Source organism: Dermacoccus sp. 147Ba (assembly GCF_004151355.1).
Taxonomy (GTDB): domain Bacteria; phylum Actinomycetota; class Actinomycetes; order Actinomycetales; family Dermatophilaceae; genus Dermacoccus; species Dermacoccus abyssi.
The window spans coordinates 59,614-84,449 of sequence record NZ_SEHL01000011.1 but is presented as its reverse complement, the minus strand read 5'-3'; the positions used below and the strand labels follow the sequence as shown (position 1 = coordinate 84,449).

25 protein-coding genes, 2 tRNA genes and 1 pseudogene are annotated in these 24,836 nt (G+C 68.5%); 16 read left to right on the top strand and 12 right to left on the bottom strand.

What is annotated here, in order from left to right; translation table 11 throughout:
- The first annotated feature begins 183 nt into the window (after nt 1–183).
- The 4 genes from EVU97_RS13400 to EVU97_RS13385 all read left to right on the top strand — a co-directional run bounded on the left by EVU97_RS13400 (nt 184) and on the right by EVU97_RS13385 (nt 3,849).
- Nucleotides 184–1,116, top strand: a complete 933-nt coding sequence (locus EVU97_RS13400; RefSeq protein ID WP_240730236.1) for an SDR family oxidoreductase — start codon at nt 184–186, stop codon at nt 1,114–1,116.
- Nucleotides 1,117–1,194: 78 nt separating this feature from the next.
- On the top strand, nt 1,195–1,689 hold the full coding sequence (locus EVU97_RS13395) for a pyridoxamine 5'-phosphate oxidase family protein (RefSeq protein WP_006946673.1): 495 nt from the start codon (nt 1,195–1,197) through the stop codon (nt 1,687–1,689).
- A gap of 112 nt (nt 1,690–1,801) precedes the next feature.
- Complete coding sequence (locus EVU97_RS13390; protein ID WP_129666514.1) at nt 1,802–2,998, top strand: zinc-dependent alcohol dehydrogenase; 1,197 nt, start codon at nt 1,802–1,804, stop codon at nt 2,996–2,998.
- Nucleotides 2,999–3,207: 209 nt separating this feature from the next.
- Nucleotides 3,208–3,849, top strand: a complete 642-nt coding sequence (locus tag EVU97_RS13385) for a HEAT repeat domain-containing protein (protein ID WP_225910997.1) — start codon at nt 3,208–3,210, stop codon at nt 3,847–3,849.
- A gap of 489 nt (nt 3,850–4,338) precedes the next feature.
- Here the strand turns inward: EVU97_RS13385 and EVU97_RS13380 are convergent, their stop codons facing one another.
- On the bottom strand, nt 4,339–4,821 hold the full coding sequence (locus EVU97_RS13380; RefSeq protein ID WP_047310604.1) for a hypothetical protein: 483 nt from the start codon (nt 4,819–4,821) through the stop codon (nt 4,339–4,341).
- Nucleotides 4,822–4,970: 149 nt separating this feature from the next.
- On the opposite strand from EVU97_RS13380, the gene EVU97_RS13375 reads away from it, so the two are divergent.
- The 3 genes from EVU97_RS13375 (at nt 4,971) to EVU97_RS13365 (ending at nt 7,921) form a co-directional block, all read left to right on the top strand.
- Complete coding sequence (locus EVU97_RS13375) at nt 4,971–5,666, top strand: response regulator transcription factor (RefSeq protein WP_129666508.1); 696 nt, start codon at nt 4,971–4,973, stop codon at nt 5,664–5,666.
- Between the two features lie 163 nt (nt 5,667–5,829).
- Complete coding sequence (gene gntA / locus EVU97_RS13370; protein WP_129666506.1) at nt 5,830–7,260, top strand: guanitoxin biosynthesis heme-dependent pre-guanitoxin N-hydroxylase GntA; 1,431 nt, start codon at nt 5,830–5,832, stop codon at nt 7,258–7,260.
- Nucleotides 7,253–7,921, top strand: a complete 669-nt coding sequence (locus tag EVU97_RS13365; protein WP_129666504.1) for a DUF1989 domain-containing protein — start codon at nt 7,253–7,255, stop codon at nt 7,919–7,921. The genes gntA and EVU97_RS13365 overlap by 8 nt, the downstream gene beginning before the upstream one ends.
- Nucleotides 7,922–8,204: 283 nt before the next feature.
- Here the strand turns inward: EVU97_RS13365 and EVU97_RS13360 are convergent, their stop codons facing one another.
- The 3 genes and pseudogenes from EVU97_RS13360 to EVU97_RS13350 form a co-directional block, all read right to left on the bottom strand.
- Nucleotides 8,205–8,426, bottom strand: a complete 222-nt coding sequence (locus tag EVU97_RS13360) for a hypothetical protein (RefSeq protein ID WP_052946804.1) — start codon at nt 8,424–8,426, stop codon at nt 8,205–8,207.
- Nucleotides 8,427–8,533: 107 nt separating this feature from the next.
- A pseudogene (locus EVU97_RS13355) lies at nt 8,534–9,223 on the bottom strand (pirin family protein); the annotation flags it as partial.
- Nucleotides 9,224–9,511: 288 nt separating this feature from the next.
- Nucleotides 9,512–9,596 (bottom strand) — tRNA-Ser (locus tag EVU97_RS13350).
- A gap of 195 nt (nt 9,597–9,791) precedes the next feature.
- Here EVU97_RS13350 and EVU97_RS13345 point away from each other — a divergent pair.
- Complete coding sequence (locus tag EVU97_RS13345) at nt 9,792–10,166, top strand: YtxH domain-containing protein (RefSeq protein WP_052946805.1); 375 nt, start codon at nt 9,792–9,794, stop codon at nt 10,164–10,166.
- A gap of 182 nt (nt 10,167–10,348) precedes the next feature.
- Nucleotides 10,349–10,624 (top strand): HU family DNA-binding protein, encoded by a 276-nt coding sequence (locus EVU97_RS13340; RefSeq protein WP_047310606.1) that lies wholly within the window; start codon nt 10,349–10,351, stop codon nt 10,622–10,624.
- An 88-nt stretch (nt 10,625–10,712) separates the two neighbouring features.
- On the opposite strand, the gene EVU97_RS13335 is transcribed toward EVU97_RS13340, so the two are convergent.
- The 3 genes from EVU97_RS13335 to cysK all read right to left on the bottom strand — a co-directional run bounded on the left by EVU97_RS13335 (nt 10,713) and on the right by cysK (nt 13,754).
- A complete protein-coding gene (locus EVU97_RS13335; protein ID WP_047310607.1) occupies nt 10,713–12,074 on the bottom strand; it encodes an FAD-dependent oxidoreductase in 1,362 nt (453 codons plus the stop codon).
- A gap of 63 nt (nt 12,075–12,137) precedes the next feature.
- The gene (epsC, locus tag EVU97_RS13330; RefSeq protein ID WP_047311146.1) at nt 12,138–12,689 is read right to left on the bottom strand and encodes a serine O-acetyltransferase EpsC; all 552 of its coding nucleotides are present in this window, start codon (nt 12,687–12,689) and stop codon (nt 12,138–12,140) included.
- A 135-nt stretch (nt 12,690–12,824) separates the two neighbouring features.
- A complete protein-coding gene (cysK, locus tag EVU97_RS13325; protein ID WP_047310608.1) occupies nt 12,825–13,754 on the bottom strand; it encodes a cysteine synthase A in 930 nt (309 codons plus the stop codon).
- Nucleotides 13,755–13,952: 198 nt separating this feature from the next.
- On the opposite strand from cysK, the gene EVU97_RS13320 reads away from it, so the two are divergent.
- From EVU97_RS13320 to EVU97_RS13305, 4 genes are all read left to right on the top strand, one after another.
- Complete coding sequence (locus EVU97_RS13320; RefSeq protein WP_129666502.1) at nt 13,953–16,277, top strand: (Fe-S)-binding protein; 2,325 nt, start codon at nt 13,953–13,955, stop codon at nt 16,275–16,277.
- A gap of 188 nt (nt 16,278–16,465) precedes the next feature.
- A complete protein-coding gene (locus EVU97_RS13315) occupies nt 16,466–16,828 on the top strand; it encodes a hypothetical protein (RefSeq protein ID WP_129666500.1) in 363 nt (120 codons plus the stop codon).
- Nucleotides 16,825–17,211: a hypothetical protein gene (locus tag EVU97_RS13310; protein ID WP_129666498.1), complete on the top strand. Its 387-nt coding sequence runs from the start codon at nt 16,825–16,827 to the stop codon at nt 17,209–17,211. The genes EVU97_RS13315 and EVU97_RS13310 overlap by 4 nt, the downstream gene beginning before the upstream one ends.
- Nucleotides 17,208–18,665 (top strand): hypothetical protein, encoded by a 1,458-nt coding sequence (locus tag EVU97_RS13305; RefSeq protein WP_129666496.1) that lies wholly within the window; start codon nt 17,208–17,210, stop codon nt 18,663–18,665. The genes EVU97_RS13310 and EVU97_RS13305 overlap by 4 nt, the downstream gene beginning before the upstream one ends.
- Here the strand turns inward: EVU97_RS13305 and EVU97_RS13300 are convergent.
- On the bottom strand, nt 18,623–19,534 hold the full coding sequence (locus tag EVU97_RS13300) for a dienelactone hydrolase family protein (RefSeq protein ID WP_129666494.1): 912 nt from the start codon (nt 19,532–19,534) through the stop codon (nt 18,623–18,625). The two genes, EVU97_RS13305 and EVU97_RS13300, sit on opposite strands and share 43 nt — an antisense overlap.
- Nucleotides 19,535–19,537: 3 nt before the next feature.
- Complete coding sequence (dcd, locus tag EVU97_RS13295; protein ID WP_047310613.1) at nt 19,538–20,113, bottom strand: dCTP deaminase; 576 nt, start codon at nt 20,111–20,113, stop codon at nt 19,538–19,540.
- A gap of 150 nt (nt 20,114–20,263) precedes the next feature.
- On the opposite strand from dcd, the gene EVU97_RS13290 reads away from it, so the two are divergent.
- Nucleotides 20,264–20,337: transfer RNA gene (locus EVU97_RS13290), tRNA-Gly, on the top strand.
- On the opposite strand, the gene EVU97_RS13285 is transcribed toward EVU97_RS13290, so the two are convergent.
- A complete protein-coding gene (locus EVU97_RS13285; RefSeq protein WP_240730235.1) occupies nt 20,338–20,856 on the bottom strand; it encodes a Fur family transcriptional regulator in 519 nt (172 codons plus the stop codon).
- A 110-nt stretch (nt 20,857–20,966) separates the two neighbouring features.
- Between EVU97_RS13285 and EVU97_RS13280 the strand changes: the two genes are divergently transcribed.
- Entirely contained in the window at nt 20,967–22,814 is a 1,848-nt protein-coding gene (locus EVU97_RS13280) for an acyl-CoA dehydrogenase (protein WP_047310615.1), read from the top strand.
- A gap of 68 nt (nt 22,815–22,882) precedes the next feature.
- Here EVU97_RS13280 and EVU97_RS13275 read toward each other — a convergent pair whose 3' ends face one another.
- Both EVU97_RS13275 and EVU97_RS13270 read right to left on the bottom strand, forming a co-directional pair.
- Entirely contained in the window at nt 22,883–23,428 is a 546-nt protein-coding gene (locus EVU97_RS13275; RefSeq protein ID WP_129666490.1) for a GNAT family N-acetyltransferase, read from the bottom strand.
- Nucleotides 23,429–23,456: 28 nt separating this feature from the next.
- Complete coding sequence (locus tag EVU97_RS13270) at nt 23,457–23,735, bottom strand: D-alanyl-D-alanine carboxypeptidase family protein (protein WP_129666488.1); 279 nt, start codon at nt 23,733–23,735, stop codon at nt 23,457–23,459.
- 625 nt (nt 23,736–24,360) lie between these two features.
- On the opposite strand from EVU97_RS13270, the gene EVU97_RS13265 reads away from it, so the two are divergent.
- Nucleotides 24,361–24,813 (top strand): hypothetical protein, encoded by a 453-nt coding sequence (locus EVU97_RS13265; RefSeq protein WP_129666485.1) that lies wholly within the window; start codon nt 24,361–24,363, stop codon nt 24,811–24,813.
- Nucleotides 24,814–24,836 lie beyond the last annotated feature (23 nt).

Below are 24,836 nucleotides of genomic sequence, written 5' to 3'. Positions count from 1 at the left end.
GGGCGCTGACGGGACATGAGCCGCCGGGCACCCGTGTGGGTGACGACTCGGTGTGAGAGGCGAAACCCATGGGAAAAATTAGGGATCGACTCTAGGGTGAAACTCATGGAGACGTCGCGCAGCCAGTCGGATCACCCGGTCAGTTTGCCGAACCAGAATGCATCGGCTTCGTCAGAGAATCCCTTGGCACTCGTCGCGGGAGCCTCGCGCGGGCTGGGTTTTCTCGTCGCCACCGCCCTCGCCGACGCCGGGCACCGCGTCGTCCTCGCATCTCGCTCCGCGGACGCGCTGACGAAGGCCGCCGACACGCTTGTCTCCCACGGCCACGCGCGCAGTGCCGTCTCGACGATCGTCATGGACGTGAGCGATCGCGACGGGGTGGCTCGAGCCGTCGCCCAGGTCGAGGGCGAGCACGGCCCGATCGACGTCGCCATCCACGTCGCCGGTGTCATAGAGGTCGGCCCGGCCGAGAACACGACGCACGAGCACATCGAAGGCGCGATGAGCATCATGGCGTGGGGGCCGATCAACCTCTCCGACGCCGTCATCCCCGGCATGCGCGAACGCGGGCGCGGGCGCTTCGGCGTCGTCACCTCCATCGGCGGCCTGCTGAGCGCACCGCACCTGCTCGCGTACTCGACGGCGAAGTTCGCGGCCATCGGCTACACCGAGGGCCTCGCCGCGTCGCTCGCCGGCACGGGTGTGAGCGCCACCGTCATCGCCCCGGGGTTGATGCGCACCGGCTCGCACACGGCCGCACAGTTCTACGGCAACGCGCAGGCCGAATACGCGTGGTTTGCGCCCGCCGCGTCGCTGCCGTTCGTCAGCATGGACGCCACGAAGGCCGCGCGACGCATGGTCGACGGCGTCCTCGCCGGCAAGCCGTACGTCATCCTCACGCCCGCCGCGAAGCTCGGCGCGCGCGTCCACGGCGTCATGCCGGGTGTGACGACGCGCGTCATGGGCCTCGTCGGGCGTGCGCTGCCCGGGCCCGTTCCCGGTGCGACGACGCCTGTCCCCGGATCCAAGCTCGCACCTAGGGCCGGACGATTCGTCAAGCTCCTCACGACCCTCGGTGATCGCGCGTCGCGCAGCAACCTCGAACCCGAGGGTTGAGCGGCCCCGGGTCGCGCCACCCGAAGATTTGAACCCAACCACCCGACCATCCGAGGCCCCCGACGAAAGGTACGCACCATGTCTGCTGGAACCCCGAAGTCCGACATCTCGCAGGAGCAGGTCGTCGAGATCATGCGTGGTGAGCGCTTCGTCATGCTCACCTCGATCGCAGTAGACGGGGCCCTGCACAGCCACCCGATGACGCCGCAGGAGGTGACGGACGACGCCGACGTGTGGTTCTTCGTCGGCCTCGGCACCGAGCAGGCGCAGGCGCTGCAGAGCAACCCGCAGGTCAACCTGTCGTTCGCGCACCTCGGTTCGTGGCTGTCCGTCGCGGGACGCGTCGAGTTCGTCGACGACCGCGCTAAGATCGACGAGCTGTGGGGCGACGACGTCGCCGCTTGGTACGACGGCGGCAAGGACGACCCGGACCTCGGTCTCGTCCGCGTCGTCAGCGAGTCCGCGCAGTTCTGGGGCCAGCCCGGAGGCAAGGCCTCCGCGCTCGCGAGCATTGTCAAGGCGCGCGTCAGCGGCGAGCGTCCGAAGGGCCAGAGCGCCACGACCGAGCTGTGACGAACCCGGGAGCCGAACCGACGCGCGGCGGCTCCCGGCGCCACGCTCCCCACCACCCCATCCCCACCACCCGATCGCCGCACGTCGCGGTGATCCTCTCGAGGAGAAACTGATGCGAGCACTCACCTGGCAGGGCCAGGGCAAGGTCTCGGTCGAGCAGGTCGCCGACCCGAGCATCCAGGAGCCCACCGACGCGATCGTGCGCGTCACCTCGACCGCGATCTGCGGTTCGGACATGCACCTCTACACCGTCCTCGCGCCGTTCCTGACGAAGGGCGACATCCTCGGCCACGAGTTCATGGGCATCGTCGAGGAGGTCGGCTCGGGCGTCACGAACCTCAAGCCCGGCGACCGCGTCGTCGTGCCGTTCAACATCTCCTGCGGCCACTGCTGGATGTGCAGCCGAGGCTTGTTCGCGCAGTGCGAGACGACGCAGAACGTCGACCAGGGCACCGGCGCGAGCCTGTTCGGCTTCACGAGCCTGTATGGTGCGGTGCCCGGCGGCCAGGCGGACTACGTCCGCGTGCCGCACGCCGATTTCGGCCCCATCAAGGTGCCTGAGGCCGGCGAGGACGAGCGCTACCTCTACCTGTCCGACATCCTGCCGACCGCGTGGCAGGGCGTGCAATGGGCGAACGTGCGCCCCGGCGACACGCTCGCCGTCATGGGTGCCGGCCCCGTCGGTCAGCTCGCCGTCGCGAGCGCGCAGTACCTGGGGATCGAGGACGTCATCGTCGTTGACCGCGTGCCGGAGCGCCTCGAGCGCATGAAGGCCCGCGGCGCCCGCACAATCAACCTCGACGACCTCGACGGCTCGCAGGTCAGCGCCGTCGGCGACGCGGTGCGCGACCTGACGGACGGGCGCGGTGCGGACGGCGTCGTCGAGGCCGTCGGCATGGAGGCACACGGCAACCCGGTTGCCGCTGCGGGCCTGTCGGCCGTGAGCAAGCTGCCGTCGGCGATCTCGGAGCCGCTCGCGAAGAATGCCGGCATCGACCGTCTCGCCGCGCTGCACGCCGCGATCGACAGCGTCCGCCGCGGCGGCACCGTCTCCGTCTCCGGTGTCTACGGCGGCGCGCTCGACCCGATGCCGATGATGCAGATGTTCGACAAGGGCATCGCGATGCGCATGGGCCAGTGCCACGTCAAGCAGTGGACCGGCGAGCTGCGAGACGTGCTCGTCGACGCCGACCCGTTCGGCGTCGAGCAACTCGCGACTCACCGCGTCGGGCTCGACGAGGCGGCGACGATGTACGACGTGTTCCAGAAGAAGCAGGACGGCTGCCAGAAGGTCGTCCTCAAGCCCTGACGCACTGACGGCCTGGGATCGGGTCGGCGTCCACCGAGACGCTGGGCCACCCGGCCGCCCGGCCACCACAGGCTGGCGGGTAACTCACTGGTAGGCGCGCGGTTAGGCGCCGACCTGTGGGTTACCCGCCATCGTGCGTTCTACGTCCAGGCGGCGCCGCCTGGAGTGCTGCGCGGAATAGTGCGGGCGCGACGGGCGCTGCAGTGAGCATGACGCCCGAGCAGTACGCCGCGAACATCGCCCGCGCCCTCGACGTGCAGGATCAGTCGGTGCGGTTGCAGGCCGCGATGGCGGCGGGCACACATCCGCATCCCGATCTGTTGGAGACGCTCGTGCGTCGCTGCGGCGTCGAGCCCGACTTCTTCGTCCGCGAGACCCTCGCCTGGGCGCTGACGCGCCTGCCGGCTGACGACGTCCTGCCGCGCGTTCAGCGCGAGCTGGCGTCGAAGAACATCCAGGCGCGCACGCAGGCGTTGCACGTGCTGTCGAAGGTCGGCGACGAGCGCGCATGGCCCTGGATCACGCCCGAGTTCCTGCACGACGCCGACGACGATCTCGCCCGCACCGCCTGGCGCGCGGCCGCCGCGCTGGCCCCGGAGAGTCAACATGGCTCTCTCGCTGACGAATTGGTCAAGGAGTTCGGCCGTGGTGACGCTGGCACGCAGATGGCGTTGAGCGTCGCATTGCTTGGTCTCGGCGACGCCGCCGTCCCAGCGGTCACGTCGGCAATCCGGAGCCAAGACGCGGCCGTCACCGAACATGCTCGCGCGACCGACCTGCTGCGCACCCGCCCCGAGCTCGCGTTCGACGGCGCCGTCGAGGAAGCCAAGCGCATCGTCGCGATGGGTTGAGCGCGTCGGCCCCGCCCCCGGCCATGCGACGGGAGAGCGGGTAACTCACGGGTAGGCACGCAACGACGCGCCGACCCGTGAGTCACCCGCCATCCCATCGACGAAGGTGACGCAGCGGCCGCCCCATCCCCCAGAGCTTGCAATCACAACGCCGGGGGCCGCTCAGCACCAGGCCGGCCTGTCGCCGTCGGTGCGGTGCCTCGCCGTCGATGACATTGCACAGCAGGGTGCTGATGAACTTCACCTCGAATGTCGCGGCGGCATGCAGTGTAGTGAGCGCCACACGTGAATGATCCTTGTTCTTTTCGGCCCGTAGGTGGCGCCCCTGAAGGCGCCTCGGGAGGGACGCCACACATGGCGGTCACCACCGACCAACCTGGACAGCTGGGGTCAGGCCGCGTCAGGGCGATCAGGCAAGGCGAGGCGCCCGAGCGGTCCAGCGGGGCGACTCGTCCGACGGCTCACCAGCGGAGCGCAGCGAATGTCAGTTCAGCGCAGCGTCGCGGCCGCTTCGGCGTGGGCGGCGACGAGGCGTTCGAGCTGGCTGTCAGCGCGCACGATGAGGTCGTCGAGTTCGGCGACGTCGATGCGCGCATCGTCGGTCGCGAGCACGCGCAGGCCCTCCCAGCCGGCCCGCTTGCCACGAACGGCCGACAGCAGCGCCTCGAGTTCGAGCACGTCGCTCAGCGGGGAGCGGCGCACGAAGCGGCCGTTGAGTTTCACGCGGCTGACGGTCTCGCCGACGCTCAGCGCGAGCTGCGCGAGCCGCGCCTCACCCACCCCGAGCGCGTCGGCCATGACGCGCAGGCGTGCGCGGTCCTCGGCGATCTCCCGCGTCAGCGTCGCGAGCACCTTCCGCGTGCGCGCCGAACTCTGCGAGCGCGACGCGCGCTCGAACAGGTCGAGCCCACCCTTCGATGCGGCCCAGTGATGAGCGACGTAGCTGGTGACGAACTTGTCGCGCGATTCCATCATCGACCTCCTGCAGGTCTGCGAGAACGGGTGCCACCGTCAGCCTAGGAGGTCACCGTGCGCGCGACCAGCCCCACGCAACACGGTCGATGTCGGAATTTCGTCATGGTTAATTTCCTTGTGTCGCAACATGTTGGCAAGGTATCCGCATGTCGTCCCACCCGAGCACCGATGGAGCCGCACACCTCCGTCTGGCGACGGGTGAGGAGTCGAGGGGCGCGCCCGCACCCCGCGCATTGCGCGTCACCCTCGTCGACGACGACGCCCTCGTCATGGCCGGTTTTCAGGCACTCCTCTCGCCCTACACTGCACGCGTCGAGGCGACGTGCAGCCGCGGCGTACCCACCGAACTCACCGACGTCGCGCTCTTCGACTGCTTCGCCGCCCCCGAGCCGGGGTGGGCGACGCTGGCGCGCCTGCGCGACACAGCCACCGTCACGCGCCTCGTCGTCTACACCAACGGCCCTCCGCAGGCGCACGTCGGCGCGCTCACCGACTTCGGCGTCGCGGGCATACTGACGAAGCACGCGACGGCCGACGAGCTCGTCACCGCACTCGAACGCGTCGCCCGCGGCGAGCGCATCGTCGACCCCGCGTTCCCCGTCGAGCTGGGTGACGACTGGTGGCCCGGGCCCGCCGAGGGGCTCACCGAGCGAGAGGCGCAGGCCGTCACGCTCATCTGCCGCGGCCTGCCCAACGGCGCGATCGCGAACGAACTCAACGTCTCCCTCAACACGCTCAAGAGCTACATCCGCTCCGCCTACCGCACCATGGGCGTCGCCTCCCGCAGCGAGGCGGTGCTGTGGGGCGTCGCGCGCGGACTGCACGTCGACGGCCGGTCCTGACGCGCTCACCACTTTCCAGCATGGCGCCGCGCACCGGCGGTCCATCAGGCAGCCGACGCTTCACCTCCTTGCGGGTGTGGCGCGAAACACGGTGAGCGACAACACTTTTCATCACCACCGACACCTCACGACCCTTGATCGTCGGATCGCTCGAAGGAGAGCTGTGCCCCGCCTCACGGTCGCCGTCGTCGCACGTAGCGAGCTGTTCGGATGCGGCGCGATGGCGGCTCTCGACGCGTTCGGCGTCGCGACACGCCTCGTGCTCGTGCGTGGCCCGGGCCTGCGCGCCGATTTCGCGCTCGATGCCGACGTCGCCGTGCTCGAGTGGAACGAACCCAACCGCAACGCCTGGGATCAACTGCGCGCGCTGCACGCCGCGAACCCGACGACGAAGCTGCTCGTGTCGTCGCTGCACACCGACGATGCCGCCATCAGCCGGCTCCTCGCGCGCGGCGCGTCGGGAGTCGTCGGACGGTCGGCGAGCGCCGCCGATCTGCGCGCCGGGGTCGATGACGTGGTCGCGGGTCGAATCGTCCGCCCCGCGGTGCTTCGACCCTCCCCCACGGACGCGCGGCCGACCGTCCCCTCCGACGGGCTGACCGCACGTCAGGCGCAGATCGTCGATCTCATCTGCTCGGGCATGCCGAACGCGCAGATCGCCGAGCGCCTGCACCTGAGCGTCAACAGCATCGAGTCACACATCAGAGGCGCCTACCGCGCGATGGACGTGCAGACGCGCCCTCAAGCCGTGTTGTGGGGTCTGGCGCGCGGCTACGGTGGTCATGTGTCTGACGATCACTGGCCGCCAGCCGCGGCCCCCACCTCATCATCCGGCTCGTCGACCCACCCAACCGATGACGACGAGTCGCAGGCCCGTGACCTCGCCGACTGGCTCGCCGAACAAGCCGACGCGGGCCTCGAGGGCGCGGACGAGGCAGCCATCCGCGACGTCATCGGCGCGATGATCGAGCACCCTCGGTTTCCGTGCCTCGGAGCGCGTTCGGCGCTGAAACGCGACGGCGCGCTCGTCCGCGTCTTCGACGACATGACCGATGACGCGTGTCTCTCAACGCTCAGCGCTGAGCTGGCTGACTTCGCCGCGATCGAGCGTGGCCCGCGCGAGTTCGGCTCGTTCATCGCCGTCTTCCGTCGCCCGCGGGCGGGTGACGAGCGGAAGTTCGAGAACCTCCTGTGGGGCATGCTGCAGCGATTGCACGATCGTGACGACGCGCCGTGGGCCGAGCGCGTGTCACCCGACACGACGTCACCACACTTCAGTTTCAGCCTCGGCGGCGTGCCGTTCTTCCTCGTCGGGTTGCATCCGCGGGCCTCGCGCATCGCGCGCCGTGCTCCGCTGACGACGGTCGTGTTCAACCTGCACGATCAGTTCGAGCAGCTGCGAGCTGACGGCGGCTTCGACCGGATGCGCGACGCGATCCGCCGCCGCGATGCTGCGTTGCAGGGTTCGATCAATCCGGTCGTCACCGATCATGGACGCTCGTCGGAGGCGCGTCAGTACTCTGGGCGGCACGTGGAGGACGACTGGCGTGCCCCGTTCACCGCGCACCCTTCGAAGGAGAATTCTGATGACTGACCCGCGACGCCCGCGCTCCCCCCACCCGCCGACGCCGCGGCCGCCGTACGCGGGCGGCCCCGAAGCTCCCGCCGACGGTTGGTCGCGCATCGCCCCGCAGACGGGGGTGCTCGTGCCGCTGGCGGCCGGCCAGGTGCTCGAGGTCGTCGACCCGTGCGGTGAGCAGGTGAGCGACTTCTACGCCGTCATGCAGGGCGACATCGCCGAGTGCTTCTCGGCGGGGCGCACCGTCGACTACAACAACACGTTGTACCCATCGACGGGGCACCGGTTGTGGAGCAACCGCAGCAGCGTCATGGCGACGATCGTCGCGGACTCGGTGGGCATCCACGACATGACGGTGACGCCGTGCAGCCAGCAGACGTTCGACATCCTCTACCCCGAGTTCGACGGCGCCCCGCACCCGAGTTGCTTCGCGAACCTGTGCGGCGCGCTCGAACCCGTCGGCGTCGCGCCCGACCACATCGGCACGACGCTCAACATCTTCATGGACGTGTGGACGAGCCCCGACGGTGAACTGCACATCGACCCGCCGCCGACGCAGGCGGGTGACGTCTTCGCCATCCGCGCCGAAGCCGACCTGTTCGTCGGGCTGACGGCCTGCTCGGCCGAGAAATCGAACGCCGGCGTCTGCAAACCCATCGACTACCGGGTGCGCTGAGGCGCTGACGTCGCACCGGCCCGGTCAGCGAAAGTGGTGAAACAGGCGGCCGTTCAGGCCCCGTCGGGGCTCAGGCGCTCCGAGCAGAATGAGCATCGAGATGGCCCATGGTGTGTCACGACCACGCGAAATAGCGCGCGTTCATGACGCAACATCCTTGGGTGGGGAGGCGTTGTGCGCCGACACTGCGCTCCGATGGTCAGGAGAACGTGACGCCCGACCCCGCCCATTTGGTGCCGTCCTTGATAAAGGACGCGACGTTGAGCGTCACGGTTGTCGTGCCCTAGCCGTCGACAGTCACGAGGTCACTGAGCGACACGGGGGCCGGGTTGGCGCTGCTCGTGCCGGAGGAGTTCGTGAGTGAGATGCCGATGTACGTGTTGCAGTCCTGGGCTGTTGAACTGGCAGGACCACTGCAGCCGCCGTTCGGCGTGCCGGCAGTACCGGAGCCCGCGACGCCGGTGCCGCCCGTCAACGCGTAGCTCTTGCCGTTCGTCAGGTTCATCGTGCCACCGGCGCTCGTGTTGAACGCGAAGAACGCCGACGCAGGCAGCGGACGGCCCTTGATGATCTGCGAACACGGGTTCGCCGCCATTGCCGGAGCCGCGCTAGCGGCACGCACTCGGGCGCGTGATGCTCGAACGCGCGGGCGCCGTCGCGGGTCACGTCGGGCAGTGCCACCCAGAGCTGGACGCCGTGCAGCGTCTCGGTGCCGGGCGTCGAGACCTCGGAGTGGACGATGCCGCGGCCGCTCGTCATGAGGTTGACCTCGCCGGGGCGGACGACGGCGCGCGCGCCACCAGAATCATGGTGTTCGATGGCGCCCTCGAACAACCTCGAGACCGTCTGCAGCCCGGTGTGGGGGTGCGGCGGCACGTCCATGCCGACGCCGCGTTCCGGGCCGTAGTGGTCGACGAAGCACCACGCCCCGACGAACGAGCGGTCGCGGTGCGGCAGGGTGCGTCGCACCTCGAGGGCACGCAGCCCGCCGAGCGGAACCTGACGGGGTGAGAGAACCTGAACGACGCCCTCGACGGGGCGTTCTGCGGTGGGCGCCTCGTTCGCCTGGGCGACGATCACACCTGCAGGGTCGAAACCACTGGCGGCCCTGACGTCGGCGTCGGCGCCTGACGTGCGGGCACCGGCGTCGCGGGTAGTGGTCCGACGAGCGCCGTCGCGTGGGTATGGCGGGTGGGTGTTGTCGTGAACACCGTCGCCCTGGATGCCGGACGGGTAGGCGCCGGCGCCGGCGTGATGCGTGGTGTTGGTGCGGGCGCCTGTGTCCTGGGTGTCGTCGAGCATTTCAGCGGTCCCTGATGTCGACCGTTAGCGCCGACGAATGGGGCCCTCATGCCACCCAAGCACCCACGGTGTGCAGGAGCAACAGTCGGCCGATCGTTGTGGACGAAAATCGCAGTTGGGTCGCTCTGCACCGTTAGGAGGGAGGGCGTGGGAACCGTCGCGCCGCGCGGGCTCGCTACCGCTCACTCGCGCGTCGCCCCTCCCAAATCCCCAACCTGTCATGCCGCAGAGAAGTAGGACCCCCGCCGGGCGACTTCATCGCTGATCCGGCGGGGTCCTACTCATCTGCGGAGGGCGTGGGATTTGAACCCACGGTTGGTTTCCCAACTCCGGTTTTCAAGACCGGTGCACTCGGCCACTATGCGAGCCCTCCTCGTCGCTGCACCAACCGCGAACACCACGGGCAACGACCCGTCGAGCGCATCGTCGTCGACGCTCCCAGCAGGGCCGAACCCAGGCGTCGCACGGCAACCGCGCAACGAGAAACCATCGTAAGGCACTGGCGCGCCAACGCAGATTGGGTAGGCTCGACGGCAAGTTGTCCGTTCACATGACATGGAGCCACATCATGGGCAAGATCTCCTTCCTCGCCGGCGGCGTCGTCGGCTACGTCCTCGGCACCCGCGCCGGGGAGAAGCGCTACGAGCAGATCAAGAAGCAGGCCGACAAGGCCTGGCAGAACCCGGCGGTCCAGGAGAAGGTCACCGCCGCAACCGAGCAGGTCAAGACGAAGGCCCCCGCCGTCGCTGCTGCCGTCGGCCAAAAGGCTGCCGACGCAGGCAAGAACGCGGGCCAGGCTGCTGCCGCCAAGGCGGGCGACGCCAAGGACGCCGTCGCGAACCGCGGCGACAAGGACCTGCCGGAGACCATCCACCGCGGCGAGGACGGCGAACTCCACGCCGACACGAGCGGTTTCGGCCCGGGTGGCGAGAAGCTTCCCTGACCTTTCGGGTCGTACGCCCAAATTCCGACTGCGACGCGTCGTGAAGCACTCCGAGCCGGTCTTTCACCCCTTCGGGCGCGACATTTCGCGGCGCATCGCGTAGATTCGCAGACAACGCGGCCTAACGCGGGGCCTTCGGGGCACCGTTCTGGCTGCGACAGGTTAGAGAAGAGGATTCATCCATGAACCGCAGTGATCTTGCCAGCACCATCGCCCAGCGCACCGGCGTCAGCGTCAAGGACGCCTCCGCCGTCATCGCCGGCCTGAACGACGTCATCATCGAGGCCGTCGGCCGCGGCGAGAAGATCCAGCTCCCGGGTCTGCTCACGATCGAGCGCGTCGAGCGCGCCGCCCGCACGGGCCGCAACCCGCAGACGGGCGCCGAGATCGAGATCCCGGCCGGCTACGCCGCCAAGGTCACGGCAGGCTCCAAGCTCAAGGCTGCTGCCAAGGGCTGACCCAACGCCTGACACACGAAGGGGCCCGCGCCGACACGGCGCGGGCCCTTCGTCATGCTCGAACGTCGGACCTGACGATGAGCTCGGGTCAAGAAGCCACCTGCTCCGCGTGCGCGCGACCGGCCGCGATCATGTCCTCGCGCGAAACGATCTTCACGCGCTCGCGGCCCGCGCCCGCGCCGAGCGCGATCTCCTGCGCGTCCAAGCGCTCCCAGTCGTCCCACAGCGTCACGTCGACACCGCTGTCGAGCAGGTGACGCAGCAGCGCCTCCTCGTCCTCGACGGTCGGCGCCGCGAGCGACGGCAGGTCCTCGAGCAGGCAACGGATCGTCTCCGAGGCGTCCGACTTCGTGTGGCCGATGAGACCCACAGGGCCGCGCTTGATCCAGCCCGTCACGTACGTCGCCGCGATCGGCTCTCCGGACTCGTCGAGCACGCGACCGGCCTCGTTCGGCACGACGCCGCGGGCGTCGTCGAAGGGCAGGTTCTGCAGCGGCGACGAGTAGTACCCGACGGCGCGGTACACGGCCTGCACGTCCCAGTCGATCGTCTCCCCCGTGCCGCGCACGTTGCCGTCGCCGACGAACTCGGTGCGCTCGGTGCGCAACCCCGTCACGGCATCCTCACCGAGCACCTCGACCGGCGCCTGGCAGAGGTGGATGTGGATGCGGTGCGGCGCCCCGGTGGGCTCGGTGTCGAGGTACTTGAGCAATGTGTTGACGACGAGCTTCGTCGACTTGCTCGCGTTGATCGCCGCCTGGCCAGCCTCGTCGATCTCGAAGCCCTCCGGCTCGACGATGACGTCGACGCTCGGCGAGTGCGACAGCTCGCGGAACTCCATCGGCGTGAACTTCAGCTGCGCCGGGCCACGGCGAGCGAACACGTGGACGTCCGTCGCCTCGTTCAGCGAGAGGCCCTGGTAGACGTTGTCCGGGATCTCCGTGGTGAGCTGCTCGTCCGCGGGCTTGGCGAGCATGCGGGCGACGTCGAGGGCCACGTTGCCGGCACCGATGACGGCGACGCTCTTCGCCGTGAGCGGCCAATCGCGCGGGGCGTCCGGGTGACCGTCGTACCAGCTGACGAAGTCCGCGGCGCCGTAGCTGCCCGGAAGGTCGATTCCCGGGATCTCGAGCGGGCGGTCCGAGGACGCACCGGTGGAGAAGATCACCGCGTCGTAGTGCTGCTGCAGACGCTCGAGGTCGACGTCCGTGCCGTAGTCGACGTTGCCGATGAAGCGGATGCGATCCCCCGAGAGCACCCGTCGCAGCGCCTTGACGATCTCCTTGATCCGCGGGTGATCGGGCGCCACCCCGTAGCGCACGAGCCCGTACGGAGCCGGAAGTCGGTCGAAGATGTCGACCGTCGCACTCTCGTGCTCCTTGGTGAGGATGTCGGCCGCGTAGATTCCTGCGGGGCCGGCACCGATGATCGCTACGCGTGGTGCGCGCACATGACCTCCTTGGTCGGGAGGTTCACCCCAAGGTGACGGGGTGAACCGTCGGATGGGGTGCGTTCAGATGTAGAGCGCGGGGTCCGTGAACGGGTCGACGGCAGGCGCCTGGGGCACCCGAACCTTCGCCGGAACACCCACCGCGACGCCCGTGGCCGGGACGTCCTTGACGACGACGGCGTTGGCGCCCACCTGAGCGCCGTTGCCGACGACGACGGGCCCGAGGATGCGGGCACCCGCGCCGACCGTGACGCCGTCACCGAGCGTGGGATGACGCTTGACCTTGGCCAGCGTGCGCCCACCGAGGTTGACCCCGTTGTAGAGCATGCAGTCATCGCCGACCTCGCTCGTCTCACCGATGACGACGCCCATGCCGTGATCGATGAAGAAGCGGCGACCGATCGTCGCGCCCGGGTGGATCTCGACGCCGGTGACGGCGCGCGTCACCTGCGAGCCGAGGCGCGCGGGCAGCTTCCAGCGCCCGCCGCGCCGCCACATGGCGTGTGTGACGCGGTGGCTCCACACGGCGTGCAGACCGGGCGACGCGAGCGCCATCTCGAGGCGCGAGCCGCCCGCGGGGTCGCGCGCCAGCGCAGCGTCGACGTCCTCGGCCATGGTTCGGGCCACGGCCTTGCCTGCGTCACGCACGCGCGTGAGTGGGTTCTTCGCCACCGTTCCTCCTCGTCAGGTCACCAGTGAAGCGACCGGCCTTGAGGGGCAACCCCTCGAAGGCCGGTCGTCTTCCCCACATCAGTCGTCGAGGACGCCCTCGAACAGGATGGTCGACAGGTAGCGCTCACCGAAGCTCGGGATGATGACGACGATCGTCTTGCCCTCGTTCTCGGGACGAGCGGCGACCTGCGAGGCGGCGTAGAGCGCAGCGCCCGAGGAGATACCCGTGAGGAGGCCTTCCTCGGTGGCGGCCTTGCGCGCCCATTCGACGGAGGTGGCGGCGTCGACGTCGATGACCTCGTCGTAGATCTCACGGTTGAGGATCTCGGGCACGAAGTTGGCGCCGAGGCCCTGGATCTTGTGCGGGCCGGCCTGACCACCGTTGAGGATGGCCGACTCGGCCGGCTCGACGGCGATCATCTGCACCTCGGGCTTGCGCTCCTTGAGCACCTCGCCGACGCCCGTGATCGTGCCGCCCGTGCCGATGCCCGCGACCACGATGTCGACGGCGCCGTCGGTGTCGCGCCAGATCTCCTCGGCCGTCGTGCGGCGGTGCACCTCGGGGTTGGCCGTGTTGGCGAACTGACGGGCGAGGACGGCGCCCCGCTCCTCGGCGATGGCCTCGGCCTTCGCGACGGCACCCTTCATGCCCTCCGAGCCCGGGGTGAGCACGAGCTCGGCGCCGAAGCCCTTGAGCAGCGCGCGGCGCTCCTTCGACATCGTCTCCGGCATCGCGAGGACGACGTCGTAGCCCTTCGCAGCGCCGACCATCGCGAGCGCGATACCCGTGTTGCCCGAGGTGGCCTCGACGATCGTGCCGCCCGGCTTCAGCTCACCGGAGGCCTCCGCGGCCTCGATGATCGCCTTGCCGATGCGGTCCTTGACGGACGCGCCGGGGTTGTTGAACTCAAGCTTCGCGGCCACCGTGGCGCCCGAGTCGATGATGCGGTTGATCCGCACGAGCGGCGTGTTGCCGATGGCCTGGGTGACGTCGTCGAGGATGGGCATGCGGGCTGACCTCCGTGTGATCCGAGTGAGCGGGATGATTAGAACTGCTTATGAGCATACCAACGTGTGGTTATCGCGAAACCTTCCCCCGAGAGCTTCACTTCCTTTAGCACACGAGGGCGTTGACTAATTCCCGGGTGACATGTGATGGGGCATCCCAGCAGTTACGCGCCGGTAACGCCGTTTAGACTGAGGCGCATGTCAGCCCTTCAGATCGTCGCCGCAGTGATCTGCGTCGTCATCACCGTCGTGGGCGTCGCGCTGCTGGTGCGAGCGGTCATGCGGATGGCGTCGCTGTTCCGACTCGGCGCCCCCGAAAAGCGCACCGATTCACCGGGTGCCCGCACCGTCACGCTCCTTCGCGAATTCCTCGGCCACACGCGCATGGCGCGCCTGCCGATCGTCGCGATCGCCCACTGGTTCACGATGATCAGCTTCGGCGTGCTGTTCTTCACGCTGGTCAACGCCTACGGCCAGATCTTCGACCCGGCCTACGCCCTGCCGCTCATCGGCCACTTCCCGCCGTACGAGTGGCTCACCGAGTTCATGGCGTGGACGGGCTTCGCCGGCATCCTGTGGCTCATCTGGAACCGCCGCAAGCACCACCCGGCGCGTTCGGCGGGTAAGGACGGACGCAAGTCGCGCTTCTTCGGTTCGACGTTCTGGCAGGCCTACTACGTCGAGTTCACGATCTTCGGCGTCGGCGCCTGCATCCTGACGCTGCGTGCCCTCGAGTACGCCCTCGCCGCAGTCACGGACAACGACCACGCGAGCGCCCTGCACTTCCCGCTCACCTTCTTCCTCGGCATGCCGCTGGAGTCGATGGGCCGTGAGGGCATCGAGCAGTTCATCGTCGCCGTCGCCGCCATCAAGATCCTCATCTCGATGGCCTGGATGATCACGATCTCCCTCAACACGACGATGGGTGTCGCCTGGCACCGCTTCCTCGCCTTCTTCAACATCTGGTTCAAGCGCAACGCCGACGGCCGCACGTCGCTCGGCGCGCTGCAGCCGATGAAGGTCGACGGCGAGCCGGTGACGAACGTCGAGGAGCTCGACTTCGACGAGGACACGAGCTTCGGCGTCGGCAAGGTCGAGGACTTCACCTGGAAGGGCCTGCTCGACTTCTCCACCTGCACCGAGTGCGGCCGCTGCCAGAGCCAGTGCCCCGCCTGGAACACCGAGAAGCCGCTGTCGCCCAAGCTGCTCATGATGACGCTGCGCGACCACTCGTCGGCCAAGGCGCCGTTCCTGCAGGCCGCTGCGGCCGGCAAGAGCGCCCCCGCGACGACGGACGGCGAGGCACCCAAGGGTGACTACAGCAACGTCAACCTCCTCGAGACGGCCCTCATCGGCGACACGGGTTACGACATCGAGAACCCGCTGACGGCGTACAACCCGCACGGCCCCGACGCCGTCATCGATCAGGACGTCCTGTGGTCGTGCACCACCTGTGGCGCCTGCGTCGAGCAGTGCCCCGTCGACATCGAGCACGTCGACCACATCGTCGACATGCGTCGCTACCAGACCCTCATCGAGTCCGCCTTCCCGCAGGAGCTCGCCGGCCTGTTCAAGAACCTCGAGAACAAGCAGAACCCCTGGGGCATGTCGGCGCGTGCGCGCCTCGACTGGGCCAAGGGTCTGCCGTTCGACGTCAAGGTCATCGGCTCCGACGTCGAGTCGGCCGACGACGTCGAGTGGCTGTTCTGGGTCGGCTGCGCCGGCGCCTACGAGGACCGCGCGAAGAAGACGACGCGTGCCGTCGCCGAGTTGCTGCACACCGCGGGCGTTGACTTCGCCGTCCTCGGTGACGGCGAGAGCTGCACCGGTGACCCGGCTCGTCGCGCCGGTAACGAGATCCTGTTCCAGATGCTCGCGGGCCAGAACGTCGAGACGCTCAACGATGCGAACGTCAAGAAGATCGTCGTCACCTGCGCACACTGCTTCAACACGATCAAGAACGAGTACCCGCAGATCGGCGGCGAGTTCGAGGTCGTCCACCACACGCAGCTGCTCAACCGCCTCGTGCGCGAGAAGAAGCTGACGCCGGTGGCTGCTCCGGAGGAGTTCGCGAAGCAGCCGAAGGACAAGTCGGGTGCTGCCTCCACGGGCAAGAGCGTCACGTACCACGACCCGTGCTACCTCGGCCGTCACAACAACGTGTACGCGCCGCCGCGTGAGCTCATCGGGGCTCTGCCGGGTGTGGAGTACAAGGAGATGGAACGTTCGGGCATGACCTCGTTCTGCTGCGGCGCCGGTGGCGCGCGCATGTGGATGGAGGAGAAGCTCGGCCAGCGCATCAACGTCAACCGCACGAAGGAAGCCGTCGCAACCGGCGCCGACCGCATCGCCATCGGCTGCCCGTTCTGCCGCGTCATGATGACGGACGGTCTCACCGCCGAGCAGAGCAACGGCGACGCCCGCGAAGAGGTCGAGGTCGTCGACGTCGCCAACATGCTCCTTGCGGCTGTGCGCCGCGGCGAGGAGCAGAAGGAGAACGGCGAGGCGGAGCAGACCGTCTGATCGCTCCAGCACGGCTGACATGAAGCGTGGCACCCACCGATTCGGTGGGTGCCACGCCTCGTTGTTGCCGGTGTTCGTTCACAGGAGGTGACGGCTGTGGGCTCCTTCACTCGGGCCGGGCGGGCCCTTCCACAGGCCGCTCGAGGCGGCACATGACGAGGCGGTGAGCGCTTCGTAACGTCGCGGGCATGAGCAGCCTCGCAGACGACATCAGGGCCCAGGCGCGGGTGGCCCGTACGGTCGGCACCTCTTTGTCGACGACCGCATCGAACACCCGCACGAAGATCACGACGATGCACTGGAAGTCGACGTCGGCCGACTTCTGCCGTCAGAAGCTGACGGAGTTCACGCGGATCATGGATCAGCGCAGCGCTGACGCACATGCCCTCGCGGCCAAGATCGACGCGCACGCGGCGAGCGTCGAGTCCCGCGTCGACACGATCGAGGCGATCGCGGGCCTACCGGGACGTGTTGCCGACGCCGTGACCGGACCGCCCGCGCAGTCTCGCCCCATCCCCACCGAAGCCATCCGGGGAGGTGCGGCGTGGTGAGCAGCCTGACGTGCGCCCGGCCGGAGCTGTCCGTGCGCGTCGACGTGGGCGACGCCTCGACGACGCGGACGTGTCGAGCCGTGGGTGACGGATTCGCGGTGGGTGTCGCCGGAGGTGACGCCGAGACCATCGCGGTCGAGGACGTCGTCGCCCGCCTGACGAGTGAGGTCGAGCAGGCGGATTCGAGCGAGCGGTGCACTGTGGCGGCCGTCGTCAGCGTCGAGGAGGACGTGCAGGTCTACGCGCTCGCCGAACGACGCGAAGGTGTCTGGACCGCCCTTCGCCAGCCGCTCGAGCCGACCCCGACGACCTGGGAGGACGTGCGGAGCGGCATCGTCCTGGCGGCGCTCGACCTGCTCACGGTGGCCGGGGTGACGTCGTGAGGGCGCCCGACGGGTCGTCGTCCGTTTCGTTCAAGGTCCACGGCCCGAGCGCCTCGCACGTCGACGCGAAGCTGTCCGACCTGCGGCTCACCGCCGCAACCTTCCGCACGGTCGCCGACGAGTGTGACGGTCATTTCTCCACCGTCTTCACCATCGAGTGGAACCTGCCCTTCCGCGGCGATGTCCTGTCGCCGGGCACGAGCGCGGCGTGTGCGAAGGCCATCCTCGGCCTGACCATCGGCAAGCAGGGCCTGATGGCCGCGCAGGTGCGCGCCAGCATCATGGCGGCGTTCCTCGACTACTCGGTCAAGACCTACGAGGACGCAGAGCTGATCGCGGGTCAGTTCGTCGACCGGCTAGCCCTCCCCGCCGACCTCGTCATGACCGGCCTGAAGCTCAACCACGTCATCGCGGATGCCATCTCGGGCAAGGACGTCGATCTGGCCACGATCCAACGCGAGGCACCCGATGCCATCGACATGGTTGTCCAGGTCGTCTCCGATGTGCTGCCCGGCCCCTACGCCCAGGACATCACGGCCCTGCACGCCGCCACGATCGTTCTCACAGGCGTCCCGAAACGCGTGGGCACCCGACTGACGTCCGACCCGAACTCGGCGACCAAGGCACCGGAGGTGCGGAGCGTGAGCGAGGCGGCCGGGCGTATCCCGGAGCTCTACAAGAACCCCGAGAACGCCGGGCACATCCAGGTGCAACGCGTCGTCGATCCGACAACGGGTCAGGGGGCGTGGACGCTCATCCTGCCGGGCACCTCGACGTTCGCCCCGAACGGCAAGAACGGTTTCAACGGCAACGGCAACCTCTACGCCGCAGCCGGCCGCCAGAGTCCGGTCGAAGCTGCGGCGCTGACGGCCCTGCGTCAGGCCATGGCGAAGGAAGGCGTGGCAGGCAAGGGCGAGCCGGTCATTGTCCTCGGCCACTCTCAGGGTGGCATGGTGGCCACGAACATGGCGCGCCACCAGGTGAAGGGTGACATCAACATCACGCACGTCGTCACGTACGGCTCGCCGGTGGGACACCTCAAGGTGCCGCACAAGACCTCCGTGCTCAACGTCGAGAACTCGGCCGACCCCGTGCACCGGATCGACGGGCGCGCCAACGGAACCGGTGAACCGAACCGCACCCGGGTCGTGTTCACGGATCCAGGCTCGCTCACCGCGCCGGACGGCTCGACGGACAACTTCGAGGCGCACAGCATGGCGCGCTACAAGGACAACTACCAGGCCATCTCGGAACAGGTCAGGAGCCATCCCGAATCGCAGGTGGCGCAGTACGAGCACTCCACCGAGAAGTTCTTCACCGGCAACGCCCGCACCTACACATTCGATCTCGCAACGGTGGATCCGTCCTCCGAGACGAAGCCCTCACAACCGCCCCAGGGAAAGTCGGAGCCCTACCGTCCGTCGGGCGCGCCGCTCCCGTTGCGCAGTAGGTGATCGATGAGGAACTGCGACGACTCCTTGTGCCAACGCATCGGCCGCCACAGCATGGCGTGCCAGCCCGGCAGATCGACGAACCGTGCGTCGCCACCGGCGGCGGTGATGCGCTCGACGAGATCGGCGGTCGCCGCCGGATCGGTGACGGTGTCCTGGCGTCCGTGGATACCGAGGAACGGCGTCGTGCCGAACGGCTCGGCCTCGTATTCGTCACTCGCCCAGGGCGCGAGACCGACGACGGCCGCGAGGTCATCGCCCTCGTCGCTCGTGGCGAGGTCGAGGGCCACGCGTCCGCCCATCGAGTGGCCGACGACGGCGAGGGGCAGCCCCGGGTATTGGCGGCGCAGCTCACGCAGCGCCCACCGGGCGTCCTGAACGGCCGGCTTCTCGGGCTCGTTCCAACCGCGCACCGCGAGGCGCAGCACGGCTCCCCCGATCCGTCCGTGACTGCGGCGCTCCACGTCGCGGGCGAAGGGGATGACGCGTAGGTAGGCCGGGTCGCCGCGGTACATGGCGATGCTGGCGTTGACCTCCCCGCCGTGGATGAACAGGGCGACGGCCTCGGGATGCTTGGCTCGCGGCAACGACAGCACCGGACTCGCGGTGACCGGCTTGCCGGAGCGCTTCGTCGTCGCGGGCCGATTGGGCGCCTCGACGGTGACGGCTTCGTCGTCGAGGGAGGCAACGTCGTCGTCCACGACCGAGCCGTCGGTGAGCAGGGAGTCGGCCACGTCGTCGAGGGTGTCGGCCACGCGGTCGCCGAACTCACTCTCGTCGACCGTTCGGGCCGGCGCGTCGGGCACCGGTTCGGAGCGCGGCGCTTCCGCAGCGCCCGACGACTTCGCGCTACTCGCCTCGGCGCCCGTCACGGCTCAGACCGTGGTGTGGTGGAAGTTGGCGAAGCTGCGGCTGGCGGTGGGGCCACGCTGGCCCTGATAGTGCGAGCCGTACTGCGCGCTGCCGTAGGGGTGCTCGGCGGGCGAGGTGAGCTGGAAGAAGCACAGCTGGCCGATCTTCATGCCCGGCCACAGCTTGATCGGCAAGGTGGCGACGTTGCTCAACTCGAGGGTCACGTGCCCCGAGAAACCCGGGTCGACGAAGCCGGCGGTCGCGTGCGTGAGCAGACCGAGGCGGCCCAGCGACGACTTTCCTTCGACTCGCGCCGCGACGTCGTCCGGCAGCGTGATCGTCTCGTACGTGGAGCCGAGCACGAACTCGCCGGGGTGAAGGATGAACGGCTCGTCGGGCTCGACCTCGACGAGGCGCGTGAGCTCGGGCTGCTCCTCGGCCGGGTCGATGAAGGGGTACTTGTGGTTGTCGAACAGGCGGAACAACCGGTCGAGACGAACGTCGATGCTCGACGGCTGGATCATCGACGGGTCGAAGGGGTCGAGCACGACCCGCTCGTCGTCGATCTGTCGCTTGATGTCCCGGTCAGAAAGCAGCACGTCTCACACCGTAGTCGACCGTCGTTCCGGGAGCAGGCGCCCGAGGCAGTCTGCTCGAAGAACGGCAACGGATCACTGCGCGGAGGGTCGGCGTGCACGCGTCCCCGCGACCCGCTAAAGTAGCGAAACGCCCCGGAAATCCGGGGCCGTGCGGGCGTAGCTCAATGGTAGAGCGCCAGCTTCCCAAGCTGGACACGCGGGTTCGATTCCCGTCGCCCGCTCCATCACACGTCGTCCTCGTCCGCCTTTCGAGCGGCACATTCGGCGCACACCCCGAGCAATGCCGCGTGTTGCGCGTCCACCGAGAAGCCGGTGAGCTCCCGAATCCGCGCCACGAGTGGCGTGAACTCCTCCACGGCGACATCCGTGAAGCGCTCGCAGCGCACACACTGCAGATGCGCGTGACCGTGCCCGGCGTGACCCGAATGGGCATCTTCAGCGGCATCATCGCCCGCCGCGCACAGCTGCTCGAGGCTCGCGAGGTGGTAGATCGTGGCTCCGCCGGGCACGTGCGTGTGCCGCACGATTCCTTTGTCGACGAGAGCCTGGAGCGAGCGGTAGATCGTCGCCCGGTGCACCCCCGGCTCGAGATCGGCCACCGCCGTCGCGATCGCCTCCGCGTCGAGGTGGCGCGAATCGGCGTCCAACACCTCGATGACGGCACGGCGCCCCGGCGTCAACCGCTCCCCCGCAGCGCGCAGACGCTCCACCGCAGCTTCGACCCGACTCTTCGCTTCGCCCACGCCTCCATCGTCACCCGAGGCCCCGGGACGGGCAAGCGCACCCCGTGTTGCGAGCATTACTCGCGAGTAGCACAATGCAGGAGACCCATTTTTCACGCTGCGGAGGATCCGTGACTCACTACAAGAGCAACGTTCGCGACATCGAGTTCAACCTCTTCGAGGTGTTCAACCGCCAGGACGTCCTGGGCACCGGCATCTACGAAGACGTCGACGAGGACGTGGCCCGCGACATCGTCCACCAGGTGGCGAAGCTCGCCGAGGGTGACCTGAGCGCCAGCCTCGTCGACTCCGACCGCAACCCGCCGGTCTACGACCCGGCGACGAAGTCGGTCACGATGCCCGAGTCGTTCAAGAAGTCCTACTCCGCATACATCGACGCAGGCTGGGGCATGCTCGACGCCCCCGTCGAGCTCGAGGGCATGAAGGTTCCGCCGTCGGTGCGTTGGTCGCTCGCCGAGCTCGTCTGCGGCGCCAACCCGGCCGTCCACATGTTCTCCGCCAGCTACGCGTTCGCCTCCCTCCTGTACTACATGGGTAACGACGAGCAGAAGAAGCTCGCCAAGCACATCGTCGACGGCGCCTGGCACTGCACCATGGTGCTCACCGAGCCCGACGCCGGTTCGGACGTCGGCGCCGGCCGCACCAAGGCCACGCAGAACGACGACGGCACGTGGAACATCACGGGCGTCAAGCGCTTCATCACCTCGGCCGAGTCGGACATGGTCGACAACGTCGTCCACTTCGTCCTGGCCCGCCCCGAGGGCGCAGGCCCCGGCACGAAGGGCCTGTCGCTCTTCATCGTCCCGAAGTACCACGTCGACCTCGAGACCGGTGAGCTCGGCGAGCGCAACGGCGCCTACGTGACGAACGTCGAGGACAAGATGGGCCTCAAGGTCTCCACGACCTGCGAGGTCACCTTCGGTGACGAGCACCCGGCCGTCGGCACGCTGCTCGGCGATGTCCACGACGGCATCGCGCAGATGTTCAAGGTCATCGAGAACGCCCGCATGTTCGTCGGCACGAAGGCCATCGCGACGCTCTCGACCGGTTACCTCAACGCGCTCGAGTACGCCAAGGAGCGCGTCCAGGGTGCCGACATGACGACGCCGGCCAAGGACGCCCCGCGCGTCACGATCACCCACCACCCGGACGTTCGTCGCAGCCTCATGCTGCAGAAGGCGTACGCCGAGGGTCTGCGCTCGCTCGTCGTCTACACGGCGTGCCAGCAGGACATCGTCGACCAGGCGCAGAAGGGCAACCCGGCCGTCGAGCTCGAAGAGGGCACCGAGGCAGAGCTGGCAGCTCGCCTCAACGACCTGCTGCTGCCCATCGTCAAGGGCGTCGGCTCGGAGCGCGCCTGGGTCCTGCTCGGCACCGAGTCGCTGCAGACGTACGGCGGTTCGGGCTTCCTCAAGGAGTACCCCGTCGAGCAGTACGTGCGTGACGCGAAGATCGACACGCTGTACGAAGGCACAACCGCCATTCAGGGCCTCGACTTCTTCTTCCGCAAGATCGTCAAGGACCAGGGCGTCGCACTCGGTGAGCTGCAGAAGCAGATCATGGCCACGATCTCCGAGGCTCCGGCCTCGCTGCAGCGTGAGGCCGGCCTGCTCGGCCAGGCCGCGACCGACCTCAAGGACATGGGCGAGTTCATGTTCGGCGCTGCGATCAACTCGCTCGAGAAGCCGACGGACGCCTACAAGGTCGGCCTGACGTCGACGCGCCTGCTGCTGGCTGCGGGCGACGTCGTCATCGGCTGGCTGCTGCTCAAGGCCGCCGTCGTCGCGCAGGCCCGTCTCGACGCGGGTGACGCCGGCAAGGACGAGGACTTCTACACCGGCAAGGTGGCCGCCGCGCAGTTCTTCGCGCGCACGGTGCTGCCGCGCATGGCGTCGGAGAAGGCCATCACCCTCGCCGAGGACGGCGCCCTCATGGACGTCCCCGAAGCTGCGTTCTGATCCGAACGCTCCACGCGAGTGGCCCGACACCCCCACCCCGGGTGCCGGGCCACTCGGCTTTTCTGCGGCTACTTCGTCCGGTCGGAGGCGAGTAATCCGTACTTGATCGTGTCGGTCCATTCGCCCTTCGACCAGAAGTCCTCGCGCAGGTACGCCTCCCGCGTCATCCCGAGGCGCTCACACAGGCGCGCGGAGGCATCGTTGCGACCGTCCATCTGCGCTTCGAGGCGGTGCAGCGGGAAGTGTGCGAAGACGGCGTCGATGAAGGCCGCCACAGCCTCGGTCGCCAACCCCTTCCCTGCCACCTCCGGGGAGAACACCCACCCGATCTCGGCCCGTTCGTTCGTCTCGTCAAGAAGCCAGATGCCGACGTCACCGACGACGGAGCCTTCGTACTCGACGGCGACGGCCACGGCTCGGGCGTCCGTGTCGAGCCCGATCTGAGTCTTGTGCCGCTCGATCTTCGCGATCACGCCGGCACGGTCGAGCGGCCCCTTGAGCAGATAGCGGGCCACGCCGGGGCGCGCGTGATAGTCGAGCAGGTCGTCGACGTCGTTGTCGGTGAACGGACGAAGGGTCGTGCGCGCGGTAGCGATCGGCAGGGGAAGCGGCATGGAGCCCAGGCTAGCGAGCGTTTCGAACTCAGCCGATCCAGTTGTAGTGCCAGTACTCGGGGTTCGTTCCGTTCTTGTCCAGGTGCTCGGGGCGGTCCCACCCGTAGGCCTTGCCGTTCAGGGTGAGCCATGTATCGGCCGTGCTCCCGAACTCGAACGGAGACTTACTGCGCCCTTCAGCCAGCGCGCTCGTGTTACCGAGGAGATCCATCGCTCGCCCGTAGCCGTGGTTGGACGTGCCCGGGTTGGCCGCGCGTGGGAAACCGTAGACCTTCGCGTACATGTTCTGCCTGGGCGTATTTCGCACTCGGGCACCACCGGGTGTCGCCCATCGCGTATCCCGTGCCCTTCTCCGTCAGGATCGCCGCACCACCGCACCGCGTGGTCGGCAGCCCCTTGGGCCACCCGTGGGCATACATGCCGTCCCAGGCGAACTTCGTCGTGCCGGGCACCCGCGTGTTCGGCTTGAACGACGCCGGCACCACGGCCTTCGCACCTGAGTTGGCCACCGTCACCCAGCCGCCGGCGAAGGGATGAACGGTGCCTCCGCCGACTCGCGTCCAGGCCTTCACCGCGGACGACGACGCCGTCGCGCTCCCAACCATCTGTCGAACGGCGGGATTCGAGACGTAGTAGTCGTAGACCCGTGACTCGACCCCGTGGATCGGGGCGGAGGCCGAGGCGCGCATGAGCGCGCCCCGGTACGCGTGGTTCGGCGAGTCGAACCGCTGCCAGAGACCCTTCGCGTCCGACATCTGAGGGCTCACCGGCCAGCCGGTGTTCGGATGCGCCTTGCAGTACTCCGCAAAGCCGCGAGCACCACACCACCCATCGTCGGAATCGGCCGTCCCGAAGCGTCCACGGCGATCAGGGCGAGGCCCCTCTCGAAGTGTTGCGCATAACCACCACCGGCTCGGTACCACCGTTGCTCGGTGCTCGTCGGCTTGCCCAGGGCTTCGATGTCGGTGACGGTGGCGACGTGCGGACCCACGGGGATCGGCGCCGGGGTGGGCGAGGTGCTCGTCGGCTCCGTAGGCGTCGGCGTGGGCGGTGACGAAGTCGTGCTGCTGCTCGTCGCCGGGGAGGACGCCGAGGGTTCGGACGACGACGGTGTGGGCGTCGGCGGTGTGCTCGAAGCGTTACCGGGCACCGTCGTGGTGGGCTCGGCGCCGGGTACCACCTGCGGTGCCGAGGGCGACGTGGATGCGACGGTTCCGGCTCCCGGCGACGGATGGGGTTCCGCACCCGCCGCGCTGACTCCCCACGCGGCGAACGGCGCCGCGACCGTGCCCGACAGAACGGTCGAGAAGATCGATCGAATCTTCATGTGCGCCCCGGGTACTGCGTTCCCTTGTGCGAGGTCAAGGCTAGGAGAGGCGGGGTGACGTCGGGGCGGAGGATAGGTGAA